The organism is Halobacteriovoraceae bacterium, assembly GCA_020635115.1.
Lineage (GTDB): Bacteria > Bdellovibrionota > Bacteriovoracia > Bacteriovoracales > Bacteriovoracaceae > JACKAK01.
On sequence record JACKAK010000003.1, the window covers coordinates 45,763 to 60,551 of the forward strand.

The following is a 14,789-nucleotide window of genomic DNA, read 5'->3' on the forward strand; positions in this document are numbered from 1 at the left end:
CAACCTCTCCATATTACTTATTATAAACGTATGAGAAAAATTATTTATATCCTCCTTTTCTGCCTACCTCTATATTCAATATATTCTGAAGAAGTTGAAATTGAAAACTGGCCTTTAATTTGGCAATACTTTACAGAACAAAAATTGACCTCCGAATATTATCAACTAAAAGGAGATGATTTAAAAAGCTACCAGCTGCGGTATTTACATGTGAATAGGAACTCGAAAAACTTGATATTTATTTCAACTGGTCGGGCCGAAATTATAGAGAAATATTATGAAATTATTTATGACTTAAGAAATGTAAATGCTGATATTCTGATTATTGATCAATTGGGTCAAGGGCTTTCATCACGAATAGTACAAAATAAATATGTTGGTTATATCAACAATTATGATCAATATGTGGAATCAATAGCTCAGCTTCTTCGAGATAAAAAGTTTTCACATTACCAAAGTCGATTTGCTATTGGCCATTCAATGGGTGGAGTGATCGTGCATTTATTGAATACCAAATATCCTCTTTTTTTTAAGTATGCAGTTCTTACCTCCCCTTCTTTTGAGATCTCTTTTGGGGCCATGCCCAAGTGGTTTGCTCTTCTTATTTTGAAATTGATGACATTTTTTGGTTATGGTGAGGATTTTGGGCCTGGTTTAGGGCCTTTTAAAAAAACTTCTTTTATTGGAAATGAACTTACAAGTTCTCCTTTTCGGTTCAAACATTTTAGAAATGATATTTATTTGAATAAAAATCAGTTTGGTATGCTGGGGATGGACGGGGCCATTGGAGGGCCATCTGTGCATTGGATTTCAGAAACAGTCCGGATAGGAGAAAAAATTCAAAGTAAAAATGAATTTACTTCAGTAGTCCCTTTTACAATAATTCAAGCGCAACGAGATGAAGTTGTAGATAATATTGGACAAAATAACGTATGCAAAACTCATAAAAATTGTGAGCTTATAGTTATAAAAGATTCTAAACATGAACCTTTCATTGAAACAGATGAGATTAAAAATATGGTTTTAAATATTATCAAAGAAAAAATAATAAAAATATTTTCAAATCAATCACAATAATAATTTGAGATTTCATCATTAAGATCTCTATGGGGTACGATCTCCATAAATTCAATTACGCCATCATGCCTTACACAGCCTATGGGTCTGAAGTCGGTTTTTCTTTTAAGAGATAACTTTCTAACATTACTATCTACATAATCGTGAAGTTTTACAATAAGAGGAGATTTTCCAGCTTGTAAAAGTGTATTAATTATTTTTCTTTCCAACGTGTGATGGGCCCTATTCAGTTGATCGATTAAGTTTTCTGAAAACATAAATTTTTTAAATACATTTGGTGTATTAGTTTCAACCAAGTAAACCATACCTGAAACTAAAGATAGATTTTTATTAGCTATTTCTTGCAGTAGAACTTCATTTTCCATTAGAGATCTTTCTGTTTCATAAAACATTGTAAATTGATCATCTGAAATGTCTTGTTTTTTTATTCTTTTGTTTGGATTTTTAGAGCTAATTTTATTTTTTTCTGTCTTTAAATTAGAAACATTTGTGACAATTTTACGATGTTTGTTTAAAAAATCAAATGCATCAAATTGATTTTCAATAATTTTAAGATAGTCTTCCTCTGAAATAAAATGGTGATAATAATATGGGATTTTCATTAAAAGTGAATTTGATATTTCTACAAATTTCGAAAAATTTTCTTCAAATGATGGATGTTCCTTAAAAAAGTAGAAAGCTAGTTTCTTCTTTGTTTTTCTTAGTCTTTGATTTTTTTTAATAAATTTACCAATTTTGGGACTCGTAAGTAGGTCGGCCATGAAAAGTCTTGAAATGTTGATATGTTTTGGAGGTAAATTTCTAATTATAAGATTGTAAAAACCCATATGCCATTTATTTGCTTGTGGATCAATTTTAAGTACATGATAAAATTCATTTTCAAGATGCGTAATTGTCAGATGCTCAATTTGATCAATTACCTTTAAGAAGTGGTAAAGATAGGCATCGGATAAATCTACTTCTTTGTAAAATTTAATGGCCGTATTTATACCTAGGAGTTTAGCTATTTTTGTAAACGAAGACGGAATTCCCTTTGGAAATTTTTTATTGAGTAACTCAGAAGTACTTAAGGGAATCTCAGATTCATTTAAAAGGTGCTCTGAAGAAAAAAAATCAGTATCTTTTTTCTTTTTATCCAATTCTAATTGTTCAGCTTGGGCCTGACCTATTTTAAAATGTTCATCTGTTAAAAGTTTTTCTATGATATGTGAATTAAACCGAAAAAGGTCTATTGTTGAATATCTTTTTAATTTTTTTTCAAATTTTTTCATCATATTTATTTTTTCTTTTGCGTCCATCCCAAATAAATCCCTTGAGACTTTGAAAGCAATTGCATTCATAGCATGTACAACTTCAATAGATTCATGTTTATAAGACTCTGACCATTCTAATAGAAAAGGATCGTGGGCCTTGTACCATTGGTAGAGTTTATTTCCGACTAGAAGTTGCATTTCTACCGATGGGTTTTGCACTATCTTTCGAATCTCATTAGATAATATTGAAAAATTATCTACACCTTCATTTTCAACAAAATTATCAATTATATTATCTACGAGGTTTAAGATCATTTCTCTTTTACTATAGTTAGTTTTAGAAATATTCGTACTAATAGGTAAAGAGTTATTTTGGTGAGACTTTTTAATTTTTTGAAGAATTTCATCATGAGATTTAGGTATATTAGTTCTATTTGCAGTAATCAAAATATTCGCATTTAGTCTTTGATTGCTTGTGATAACTTGCAAATATTTTTTTGGAGAGGATGTATTCTTTTTCATAAACAACAAAATTATTTCGTCTTGGGAGAGAGATTTTAAAAAAGTTTCTTTTTCTTTTGCAAGTAAAGCTGCAGAATTTGCTATTTTTTCAGCGACAATCTGTACTCCTTTAATTTCCAATTCTGAACTTGAAAATAATGCACTCAAGCTTGCCAGAGCATCTTTGTGGGTTTTTGATTTGTGTTGAAAGAGAACTAATTTTTTTTGAATCTCTGGAATATGATTAATGGCCCAATAGCCAAATAGACTCATCAATTTTCCGCGTATAAATGCGTTTTTGTATTTGTGGTTAATATAAAGTGCGTGTTGGAAGTGTAGTTGAGCAGAAGCATGACTATAGGTATTCAAAGTCTCATCATACGCTCTCAGTATAGTGCGTATCTCATTTTTTTGTAAAATCTTTTGTCTTAATAATTTGTTTTGACATAGTACTTTTAGTGAATCATTTGCAATTACACTCAAGCAATTAAAAACAAATATTATAAATATAACTGATTTAAGCTTCAAAGACTCAGCCCTTTTTTGTTTAGAATACTTATATTTTTGAGAATGAAGATTCAAGTTTTAAATAAAAAATAGCACACATATACATATTTTTTATTTATTTTTTTAATTTTTTCTCAATTAAATGTTTAGATCTTAAAAATTGGAAATTTTGATTTACTTTTGAGATTTGCATATCACTTTCAGCACTTATATCAGGATCAATGAGTTTAACTTTAAAATCCCCCAATTTTTCAGTATCTCGCATAACCATAATATTTTCTAATTTTGGATCACCATGAACAAAACCCAGTTTCTCATATGAATTGAGAATTTCTTCTACTTTATTAATTATTTTCGTTGCTTGTTCATAAGAGATACGCTCTTCGTTGACTAATTCAAAAAGTGTTTCTCCCTCAATATGTTCAATAATAATCCCACGAGGTAAACCATCCTGGTCATAAACAACTGAATAGACAACTGGAGTGATATTTCCTAGTCCGTGTTCAACTGATTTACTATTTAATTTGAGAGAATGAAAAAAAGATCTATTAGGTCTTGCAGTGTCACTATTTTTACTGAATAGTTCTCTTATATGTCTGTTTGCTTCTTTTTTATGCTTTTTCCCAATGTTAAAAAAATCATGATAGTGCTTATACACGACCTTATTTTTTGTGTAATTATCATAAAGAAAAAAGACAACGCCTTCTTGTCCATATGCGCCTTTGTGAAAAACAGTATACCTGTTCTTGTATTGATGAGAAAGTAGTGTTTCACAGTCTTTCACTTCAATGCATGAAGCAAAATCAACTAAAATTAAATTCAATATTAGCATTAGTATGGAAAATTTCATGAATTAAACTAACACAAAACGATCAACTATTCTACAAGATGTTGTAGGGTTAATATAAATTACTCACTTATAAACTTAAATCAAATAGGCCAACTATATAAAATTACACTAGAAATAAAATGTTTTTAAACCTGAAGCAAACATCTGTTCCATCTTGACCTACTTGCAGTGAACACAACTTGGAATTACAATAAGAAATCACAATATATTTATAGGGAGACTATTAATGAAAATAACAATGTATCGTAAAGAGCACCAAGATCTAGTGGCGATGGTTGGAGAGATTAAAGGATTAATGAGAAATAGTTCTGATAATGCTGAACAAATTGTCAAAACACTGGGATCAATGACAGGCAAAATTAAACTCCACTTGGCATCTGAAGACCAAAATATGTATCCCAAATTAATTAGTTCAACTAATACTGAAGCTGTAAAAGTTGCAACCGACTTTCAAAATGAAATGGGTGGGATAAAGGATGCTTGGGTTGATTTTGTTACAAGATGGAAATCTTCTGAGAAAATAAAATCGGATTCCAATTCTTTTAATAATGAGGCAAATGGGCTTTTTTCAGCTTTGGCCAACAGAATTGAAAAAGAAGAAAGTGTTCTATACAAATTAGCAGAGGAAGTTGCTTAAGCTCTTTTTACTTTTTGAAATGTATTTATAAAGAGATTATTTTACTTTTTAGGCACTTTCGATTTTTTTACATCTAACTGTAATTTATTCGAAAGTGTCTCGTTTTGTTTTTCTAAATATCCTATCGCACATTTGGAACAATTAAGTAAAATGTATTAAAATACACAAAGATGGAGAATGTAACTCTGATTTAACATTTAAAAGGTTACATTAATCTGAAAATGGATATTCTCTTCAGAATAACGAAAAGATATTGCCCTTAGACTTGGATTTTATTCGATCAAGAAATAAAATGATTCAAAAAAGGAAAATTCTGTGAAGATATTTTATATAATTACAACATTCTTGATCGGATGCTTACTCCCCATTCAGGGAGGTGTGAACAATTTACTATCAGCAAAGATCTCAAGTAATATTGCCGCTGCCTTTTTTTCATTTTTGGGTGGAACCATCATATTACTTATAATGCTTTTGCTGACAAAATATAAACTACCTCCATTAGAACAATTAAAAGCAATCCCCTTTTATTATTGGTTTGGCGGTCTTCTAGGTGCTATATTTGTTACTTCTGTGATTTTCTTTGCGCCAAGGATCGGTATTACAACCTTTTTATCAATAGCACTTGCAGGACAATTCATCGCAGGATCTCTATTTGATCACAAAGGATGGTTTGGTTTTTCACAATATCAATTCAATTGGCAAAGATTCGTTGGCATCCTAATTATCTTTGTTGGTGTCTTTCTTGTAAACCATTCGAGGCTTAGTTCTCCAAAATAGATTTTAGAAATTATTTTTTCATTCCCCAAGTTACTCCTTGAGGTGAATCCATAATTTCAATTCCTAGATCATTAAGTTGATCTCTAATTTCATCAGATCTTGTCCAATTTTTTTCTTCTCTGGCCTGAGTTCGCTCTCTTAACAAACTCTCCACAAATACTCTGTCTATATTTTTTTGACGTATTAAAATTTCATCAATATCTGCTAAAATTTCTGCAGGAGTATACTGAAATAATCCAAGTACATTACCGTAATCCATTAACCAATCTTTGAAAATTTTTGCCGTGTAAATAGCATTGGCATCCTTCATTTTCTTAAGAATATTTAATTTATTAAATTCACGAACCACATCAAATAGGACCCCAAAAACTTCTGAAGTATTAAAATCATCATCAAAGGCCGTGTTAATTTTTTCACCACTAACTTTAAGCAGTTTATCAAATTGATTGAGTGCTTTGTTTCCCACATTTTCATTCTCAAGAACGGTATTTGCATCCTTTAAAGCATTATAGAAACGTGATAAACCACTCATCGCTCCATTGATTTTTTCGTCGCTAATATTTAAAACTGATCGATAATGGGCCGAAAGAAATAAAAATTTAAGAATTTCAGGGTGATATTCATCCATGAATTCCCGTCCAGGAATCAAATTTCCCAGGGATTTAGACATCTTCTCGCCATCCATATTTATAAAATTATTGTGCATCCAATATCGACAATATTCTTTTCCGCTGGCCCCTTCGCCTTGGGCAATTTCATTTTCATGGTGTGGAAAAATCAGATCAATTCCACCACCATGTATATCAAATGTCTCTCCTAATATTTTTTGACTCATGGCCGTGCATTCAATGTGCCAACCTGGTCTTCCCTTTCCCCAAGGTGAATCCCAAAAAGGTTCTCCACTTTTTGCTGGCTTCCAAAGAACAAAATCTGCTGGATTTCTTTTTTTCTGATCAACTTCAACCCTTTGCCCTGCATTTAAATCTTCAAAGTTTTTACCACTCAAACAACAATATTTTTTGAATTTTTCTATTTGATAAAACACTTCGCCATCGACGACATAGGCCATATCGTTTTCAATCAATTTTTTCACAGTTTCAATAATCTCATCCATATATTCAGTTACTTTAGGATTATGCGAATGAGGAGTTAAACCAAGTCTGGCGTAATCTTCTTCAAAAGCTTTTATATAACGTTGACTTATTTCTGCAGCACTAACACCTTCTTGCAATGCTTTGTTGATAATTTTATCATCCACATCTGTATAATTATAAACATAGATGACTTCATTGCCCTTTTTCTCCAACCATTTTCTCAGAGTGTTAAAAAAAATCGCACCCCTAAAATTTCCTATATGTAGATAATCATAGACAGTGGGGCCACAAACATACATTTTCACTAGACCTTGTTTAAGAGGAATGAATTCTTCCTTTCTTTTTGACATTGTGTTGTATATTTTAAGTGACATTTTTCCTCCACATTTCTTTGGCACTAAGGCAATATAATATAGTTTTAACGATATGACTGGCCAGCCAGTTCTGACTGATAAGGAATTTTCATGGAACTTGATATTATTATTAACAATGGTACATGTGTTTTACCAGATGGTGAGACCAAATGTTCTGTAGGTATTAAGAAGGGAAAAATAATCTTTATTACGGAAGATGAACTCCCCCATACAGCAAAAAAGATTATCGATGCGACAGGACTTCATGTTTTGCCTGGCGTTATAGATTCTCAAGTCCATTTTAGAGAACCAGGGGCCACTCACAAAGAAGATTTAGAAACGGGTTCAAAAAGTGCTGTATTAGGGGGAGTGACTACATTTCTAGAAATGCCAAATACGAAACCTCCAACAACAACTGAAGGTGAAATTGCTTATAAGGTTGAAAAAGCAATTGGTCGCTCTTATTCAAATTTCGGTTTTTTCATCGGGGCCACAGAGAATAATCTAAATGAACTCAAAAAAGCGTCTAACTATATCGGATGCTGTGGAATTAAAATTTTTTTAGGAAGTTCTACTGGTTCACTTCTTCTATATGATGATCAGAAACTTCTTGAAATTTTTGAAAATACGAGCTTACCGATTGCCGTTCATTCTGAAAATGAGCAGAGATTACAGGAAAGAATTGATATTCTTAAAAATTCTAGCAATGTGGCCGATCATCCAGTATGGAGAGATGTGGAAACAGCGCTAAGTTCTACAAAAAAAATCATTGAGCTTGCAAAAAAATCTGGCAGAAAAATTCATATCCTTCACATAAGTTCGGCCGATGAAATCAAATTTCTAAAGGAAAATAAAGATTTTTGTACGGTTGAAGTGACTCCTCAACATCTCACTCTAACCGCTCCTGATTGTTATGAACAGCTAGGAACTTTTGCTCAGATGAATCCGCCTATCAGAACATCTGAACATCGAGATGCCCTATGGGAGGGATTGAAAGAAGGTACTGTAGACGTGCTTGGATCTGATCATGCACCACATACTATCCAAGAAAAGCAAATGGGTTATCCGATGTCTCCATCAGGTATGCCTGGGGTTCAAACTATACTTCCTCTTATGCTTAATTTTGTAAATGAAGGGAAAATATCATTAAAAAAAGTTGTTGAGTTATTAAGTGAAAATCCTGCAAGCCTCTATTCGTTACAAGGAAAGGGAATAATTCATGAAGGATATGATGCAGATATAACAATTGTCGATATGAACAAAGAAGTTGTGCTTTCAGATGAACTGATGGCCTCTAAATCTGGTTGGACGCCCTTTAAAGGAAAAAAAGTGAAAGGTTACCCAACACATACAATTGTTGGAGGGCAAGTCGCTATGGAAAATGGAGTGATTGTCAGTTCCCCCCATGGAAGGCCAATAAAAAGGAGTGAAGAATGAATTATCCTCAACTAGTTAATAATGCTTTTGAACTCGCTAAAGAGGCACAAAAAAGGGCCTATGCTCCTTACTCAAAGTTTCACGTAGGATCAGCTGTGAAAATGATAGGAGATGATCAAATTTACGTAGGATGTAATGTCGAAAACGTTAGTTATGGGGCCACCATTTGTGCCGAAAGAAATGCTTTAAATACAAGTGTTGCCTTGTCTGGAAAACGTAAGTTAGAATTTCTCATCGTCGTTTGTGACAAAGAAACACCAATTCCCCCCTGTGGATTATGTTTGCAGCATTTGAGTGAATTTTGTGTTTCTGAAAGCATTATCTATCTGGCCAATACAAAAGAGATATTTAAAAGCTTGACCTACAAAGAACTTCTACCCTTTTGTTTTGATTCCTATGAATAAATTGTTAGAGTACCGTAATTGAACCTTTGCCAATTCCTTCGTATGCTCTGACTTCAACTCTCTCATTTTCCCCTACTTGAGCTTTGACAATTTTTGCAAAATTAATTGATAAGTTTTCAACTGTAGATTCGTCTTGTAGGAAAAAGACGTGTCTTCCAGGGATTAAACCTTTAAAAAAACCTTGGGATGATTCATACGCAATCTGTACATTTGGGCAATTTTCAACGCTCCCAAGCGGGATATCTCCATGAGCAGAAATAATTTCTTCTTTATTTTGAACATTGTCCCAGAAACAAAAATGGATATTTCCTTTAAAAAGATCGTTTGCAAACATTTCTTCAAATTCGGGCATTCTTTGATCGTTGACAAGGACATCTACTGTATTGCTATGTCCATGGAACAATCTTTGACAATTACCATAATGGTCTTTGAGTCCATGAGTGTAGTGGAATTTAGGTTTATTTGCGGGTAGGATTTCATCAATAAGTTCAAGTTCAATGGATATGACATTCTCTGGCATTTCTTTCAAGATAATATTTTCAAGATGAGTTGTTAAATTTGAGCGTGACACATGCTTGGCCGGAATAATGCATAATCCTTGATCAGGGCATTCGTATTGAATTATTTCCCCCTCAAGTCCAAAACTAAATTCAAATTGTGAAATTCCTTGGTTGGATTGTGCCAAATTTTCAGGAATAACTAATCTATGATCACAGTCCCTATCGATAATTTCTTTAACTTTCTTTTTAGCGTAAGAAAAGTCATAAAGTATGCCTTCATCATCCGTTTTGCCGATAAACTTGACGTTCACGATCAATGATTCACCAACAAGTCCCTTGAGATGATCAAGATAAGCAAAATCCAAAACTGTCACGTGCTTATAAAATAATGTAATATTCATATTTTGCCCTTAATCCTCCAAGACAAACTCTATACAAATTGAATAACTTCTATAGTTTGTCTTGCAATTTAACATATATATAGTAAAACTATCACCATCTAGCAATATACGTTATTTTTATACCTATTTTACACGTAAATTTGCTAGAATGAAAGTATATACAGAACCATAAGGAGCTCTTTATGAATTTAGAAGCTTTAAGAAATAACCACCAGAAAATCCTAGATTGTGACATAAAAGATGATACTGGCCTAAATGATTTCCAAAAGATTCCAGATAAACATGCTTGTTCAATAAATAAAGTTGGAATTGAACGATTTCGGCTCCCAATTTCCATTAAGCACGATGATGGAACACTTATGTCACATGATTCACATGCCTCGATGTTTGTTTACCTGCAGGAGGGCAAAACAGGTGTTAACATGAGCAGGTTTTGCGCTATTGTGCAAGAGGAAGTCAACAGAGCACCTCTATGTTCTCACTTAATAGAGGGAATTTTAGAGCGTTTTCGAAAGGATTTACGAGACTTTGATGATGAGGAACTTATTCCTGAGTCTTATCTAACTTTGAAATTTCAATACGCAGTAAAGCAGCCCTCTTTAAAAAGTGAAAATTGGGGTTGGCAGTATTATAAAGTGTCTCTCAATGGAAGTGATACACCTCAGGGTAAATTGTTAACGACAACAATAAATTATGAGTACTCTTCAACTTGTCCCTGTTCACTTTCAATGGCCAAGCAGTATGAAAAAGAATATGCGGAGGGATTAACGACTGAAGGAAATGGAATTGCAACAGCTCATAGTCAGCGATCTGTTGCAACGGTAGATGTAACTTGTAAAATGGGAAATTCTCTTACAATTGATGAGATCATCTCTTTGCTAAGGATTGCACTTCCAACGGAAACTCAAAGTTTAGTAAAGCGCGTTGATGAACAGGCCTTTGCCATTTTGAATGGTGAAAATCCAATGTTTGTTGAGCATGCTTCTCGAAGATTATCTAAAGTACTTAATTCAGATAAAAGAATAATAGATTGGAAGGCCAAAGTAGATCACTTGGAATCACTTCACAGTCACAATGCAGTTGCTTATATTTCAAAAAACTAACTGGCCTTTTTGGTCGAATTTAGAATCCTTACAACTTCTGAAATATTAAAAGGTTTAGTAATAATTCCATTCATACCACATTCTTGACAGGCCAGTTTTATATCATTTTCAGCACTGGCCGTAACGGCATAGATTGGTAGATCACTTCTACTTTTCATTTTTCGTATTTGTCTCGTTGCTTCATATCCATCTAAAACAGGCATGAGTAAGTCCATAAGAATTAAATCGAATTGAAATTTTCGAACCATTTCAATGGCCTCTTGCCCATTGAAGGCCACTTTACAAGTATGTCCGTTTTTTTCTAGGAGTTTTCTTAACATTTTCGAATTAATTTCATTATCTTCAACAACTAAAACGTTTAAATTCTCATTTGAATAGATAAAATCGTCAATAAACTTTTTAGATTTTTTAGAATTGATTGGAATATGCACTACAAATTTCGTCCCCTGTTCGGTTTTACTATCAATTGAAATAGTCCCATCAAGTTTATCAATAAATTCTTTTACAATGGAAAGTCCAAGACCAGAACCTTGATATTTTTTGGAACTCGTAAGATCTCCTTGATAAAGAGATTCAAAAAGTTGTAATTCATTTTCTTTATCAATTCCGATCCCAGTATCAGAGATCTTAAAGACTATCATTGGTTTATTGCCTGCGATAGAGACAGAAACATGAAACTCTATCATTCCCTTTTCAGTGAATTTAATCGCATTTTCTAATAGATTTATGAGAATCTGCCTTATCGCTAATTCATCTGTAAAAATCTTATAAGGAACATTAGAGTCAAAAGTTGCTTTAAAGTTTAGATTTTTCTTACCAGCTTCAAGAAGATAGACCGTTTCTAGTTCTCTAAAAACCTTGTGTAAGTCTATTACGCCTTCATTAATTTGATATTTACCTTGTTCAAGTTTTGTATAGTCTAAAATATTATTGATAATCCCCATAAGACTAAAAGAACAGTCTTTGATCATTTCTAAATTGTCACGAAGATCTTTGTCAATATTATCTCCTTCTAAAATAAGTTCAGACATTCCTAGAATACCATTCATAGGAGTGCGAATTTCATGATTCATGTTTGCAAGGAAATCAGATTTGTATTTAGATAATTTTTTTATTTCAATTAAGGCATTTTCTAATTCAAATGTTTTCTGATCAACTAATCTATTAATTTGCCTTTCTTGTCCTAATATTATGAGTAATATAATTTCAAATAAAATAACAAAAAACAACCCTGCGGCCAGAATTGTCCAAGTGTACCAACTTTTATGAACTTTCAAATAGGATTGGTCAATGAAGAATAACGATCTTAAATTTGTATCAACTAATTTAAGATCCATATATTTAGTGTAAATCGGAAGTTTAGGATTCTCTTTATCATAACTACTATAAATTTGAACTTGTTCTTTGTAATCAGAAAAAGATTTATATAGATTTAATTCTATTCCACTTTTTTGCATATCTTCTTTTAGTACAATTAAAAGCTTAGAAAAATCGAATACACCTTTTACAAGACCTATTGTATTTCCATTCATATGTTTAATGGGAACAAAAAGTTCAAATATAATTTCATTAGAATTTTTTTGTAAAAAATTGGATATTAATACAGTTTTATTTTTGTTAATGGAATCTGTCATTTTTTTCAAGAACAATGGAGTTGATCCTAAATCATAACCTAATTGATAATTTTCGGATTCAAGAGAAGTAACATAAGTGAGAGGGAAATAGAGATCTCTTTTTGAAATAGGAACGTAGTTTCCAAGTTCATTTTTTTCATAAAAGTTTATTTTAAAACCATCATTTTTTTGTAGATCTTTTTTAAAATCATTAATTTCTTCTTTTTTTACGATTGGAACCCAAGCTAACTGAAGAACTCCTATTTCACGATTTATGAGATTTTTAGTAAAAGATTTATATTCTTGTAAAGTTACCTTTTGACTACTTTCGAATAAACGCTGTATATTCGAAATGATTTCAATATAATTTTCAAATGACTTCTCTATCTGTTTTGCAAAGTATCGACTTTCTTTATTAAACTCTTTTTCTATTTTTTCTTCTTCCTTCTGGCTTATTATAAAAAATGTTGTAATCACTGTAGTAAGTACAATCACTATTGGAATGATAATAGTTCTTATTCTTGTTGGACGTTTAATTATTAAAATGGCCAGAGGAGTGATTAAAACGCCTCCAATAGAATCACCAATCCACCATGTTAGCCAGTTAGTAGCAAAAGATTCAATAGGAATGACATTAAAAAAATAAAGGGTACTCACTCCAATTGTTGCAGAAACTAAACAGCTAATAGGACCTGTAATGATGAGGAATTTCATAATTTTAAAGGGTTCTTCAATAAATGATGGGAATTTACAGAATTGTTTTATGAGAAATGCTGAAAATACAGCATGTGTATAGGCCCCAAAAGAAATAAATAATGGAGCACTTAATGGCCCCACCTCTAATAAATTATTATAGTTTAATGTTATATCTATATTAATTAGAAAAGATCCAATCAAAGATCCAAGAGCGACTCCTGGCCCATAGAGATATGCAAATGCGGTTGCTATTCCAGTTGCTGGCCAAATGGCCGAAGCATAACCTGGTGGTATGGCCAGGAGAAAAGCTAGTTTTGATGAAAAGTAATACAATGTTGCGAGAATAAATATTCTTGCGACAATCCGATAGTTATTAAATGTTTTCAAGAATTTTTCTTCCATAAATCCTGTCCAATAATATATTCTTCATCGGATAGATTGTTTAGATTTTTAAGAATATAAAGATTAACGAACTATTCTAGACAGGATAAAACTTTATTAAATGTTTCCTTATGAGTTAAAGTGAGTAATACATCACCACTAGCAAATTCGTAGTCGGAAGGTGGGGCAAATATAAAACTTCCATCAGATTTTCTAACACCAACAACGATTATACCATCTCTTTTTAATCCACAATTAACTAAGTTTTTCCCTTTAAGTTTTGAATAATCTTTTATTGGTAGATCAATTAGCTCTACTTCTGTATCTCCTCCTCGAATTCCTTCAATTCTAATTATTTCTTCAAGATCTGGATTAACTAGAGTTTGAGCAACTTTGTGTGCTGACATTGAAATTGGTAGTACTACCTTATTTGCACCAGCTCTAATAATTTTTGGTCTGGCCTCTTCTTCACTTGCCCTAGCAATTATATAGATATCTGGATTAAGACCTCTTGCTGCGAGCGATAAATATAAATTGTCCGCATCATTATCAACCATGGCCGCTAGGAACGATGCCCTCTCTACACCAGCTGAGATTAAATGTTCATCGTGTGTGGCATCTCCCTCAAGCCAAAGATAATCACTCTTTTGAAGATCACTTATTAAGTTTTCTGATTTTTCTATCACTACAAATTCTCTTTTTTTAAATTCAAGTTCTTTACAAATAATTTTTCCCATTCGACCAAATCCACAGACAATAATATGGCCAGAGAGTTGATTAATTTTCTTTTGCATTTTCTTCCTCCGACTTTGTGATAAATCCATACTAAAAAATATGCTCATTAATCCTGTTACTGAATAGGCTACAACTCCCATTCCTACGAGTAATAAAATTACTGTAAATAGACGGCCAACACTTGAGAGATTATTGACTTCAGAAAACCCGGTTGTCGTTAGGGTTATAATTGTCATATAGAAGGAGTCATTTAAATTCCAACCTTCAATATACATGTAACCTAGAGTTCCAACGCCAGTTAATGAGAAAAGAAGAAGTATTAAGATAATAGAATATCTTTGCTGATTCCTATCCATATTTACACAATTCTCCTCAAGATCTATACTGACTTATTCATTTTTATTATAGCAGAATATAATTATTTATCTTGATAAAATCGAAATTAAAAACAACAAAAAAGCATTTTTATC

Annotated in this window: 12 protein-coding genes; 6 read left to right on the forward strand and 6 right to left on the reverse strand. The window is 32.2% G+C overall.

Features of this window, described 5'->3' with window-relative positions; genetic code table 11:
• The first annotated feature begins 30 nt into the window (after nucleotides 1-30).
• Nucleotides 31-1,077 (forward strand): alpha/beta fold hydrolase, encoded by a 1,047-nt coding sequence (locus tag H6622_04785; protein ID MCB9060818.1) that lies wholly within the window; start codon nucleotides 31-33, stop codon nucleotides 1,075-1,077.
• Here the strand turns inward: H6622_04785 and H6622_04790 are convergent.
• Together H6622_04790 and H6622_04795 are read right to left on the reverse strand one after the other, a co-directional pair.
• Nucleotides 1,065-3,200, reverse strand: coding sequence for a hypothetical protein (locus tag H6622_04790; protein ID MCB9060819.1), 2,136 nt, complete (start codon nucleotides 3,198-3,200; stop codon nucleotides 1,065-1,067). The two genes, H6622_04785 and H6622_04790, sit on opposite strands and share 13 nt — an antisense overlap.
• A 253-nt stretch (nucleotides 3,201-3,453) precedes the next feature.
• Nucleotides 3,454-4,188, reverse strand: coding sequence for a hypothetical protein (locus H6622_04795; protein MCB9060820.1), 735 nt, complete (start codon nucleotides 4,186-4,188; stop codon nucleotides 3,454-3,456).
• A 226-nt stretch (nucleotides 4,189-4,414) separates the two neighbouring features.
• On the opposite strand from H6622_04795, the gene H6622_04800 reads away from it, so the two are divergent.
• Together H6622_04800 and H6622_04805 are read left to right on the forward strand one after the other, a co-directional pair.
• Nucleotides 4,415-4,825 (forward strand): hemerythrin domain-containing protein, encoded by a 411-nt coding sequence (locus H6622_04800; protein MCB9060821.1) that lies wholly within the window; start codon nucleotides 4,415-4,417, stop codon nucleotides 4,823-4,825.
• Between the two features lie 315 nt (nucleotides 4,826-5,140).
• A complete protein-coding gene (locus H6622_04805; GenBank protein ID MCB9060822.1) occupies nucleotides 5,141-5,602 on the forward strand; it encodes a DMT family transporter in 462 nt (153 codons plus the stop codon).
• A gap of 10 nt (nucleotides 5,603-5,612) precedes the next feature.
• On the opposite strand, the gene H6622_04810 is transcribed toward H6622_04805, so the two are convergent.
• On the reverse strand, nucleotides 5,613-7,070 hold the full coding sequence (locus H6622_04810; protein ID MCB9060823.1) for a cysteine--tRNA ligase: 1,458 nt from the start codon (nucleotides 7,068-7,070) through the stop codon (nucleotides 5,613-5,615).
• Nucleotides 7,071-7,160: 90 nt separating this feature from the next.
• Between H6622_04810 and H6622_04815 the strand changes: the two genes are divergently transcribed.
• A complete protein-coding gene (locus H6622_04815; protein ID MCB9060824.1) occupies nucleotides 7,161-8,486 on the forward strand; it encodes a dihydroorotase in 1,326 nt (441 codons plus the stop codon).
• Nucleotides 8,483-8,890: a cytidine deaminase gene (cdd, locus tag H6622_04820; protein MCB9060825.1), complete on the forward strand. Its 408-nt coding sequence runs from the start codon at nucleotides 8,483-8,485 to the stop codon at nucleotides 8,888-8,890. The genes H6622_04815 and cdd overlap by 4 nt, the downstream gene beginning before the upstream one ends.
• Nucleotides 8,891-8,894: 4 nt before the next feature.
• Here the strand turns inward: cdd and H6622_04825 are convergent, their stop codons facing one another.
• Complete coding sequence (locus H6622_04825) at nucleotides 8,895-9,791, reverse strand: 6-carboxytetrahydropterin synthase (protein ID MCB9060826.1); 897 nt, start codon at nucleotides 9,789-9,791, stop codon at nucleotides 8,895-8,897.
• A gap of 182 nt (nucleotides 9,792-9,973) precedes the next feature.
• On the opposite strand from H6622_04825, the gene H6622_04830 reads away from it, so the two are divergent.
• A complete protein-coding gene (locus H6622_04830) occupies nucleotides 9,974-10,894 on the forward strand; it encodes a GTP cyclohydrolase I FolE2 (protein MCB9060827.1) in 921 nt (306 codons plus the stop codon).
• Here H6622_04830 and H6622_04835 read toward each other — a convergent pair.
• Together H6622_04835 and H6622_04840 are read right to left on the reverse strand one after the other, a co-directional pair.
• Nucleotides 10,891-13,605 (reverse strand): response regulator, encoded by a 2,715-nt coding sequence (locus H6622_04835; protein ID MCB9060828.1) that lies wholly within the window; start codon nucleotides 13,603-13,605, stop codon nucleotides 10,891-10,893. The genes H6622_04830 and H6622_04835 overlap by 4 nt on opposite strands.
• A 71-nt stretch (nucleotides 13,606-13,676) precedes the next feature.
• Entirely contained in the window at nucleotides 13,677-14,675 is a 999-nt protein-coding gene (locus tag H6622_04840) for an NAD-binding protein (GenBank protein ID MCB9060829.1), read from the reverse strand.
• Nucleotides 14,676-14,789: the final 114 nt, after the last annotated feature.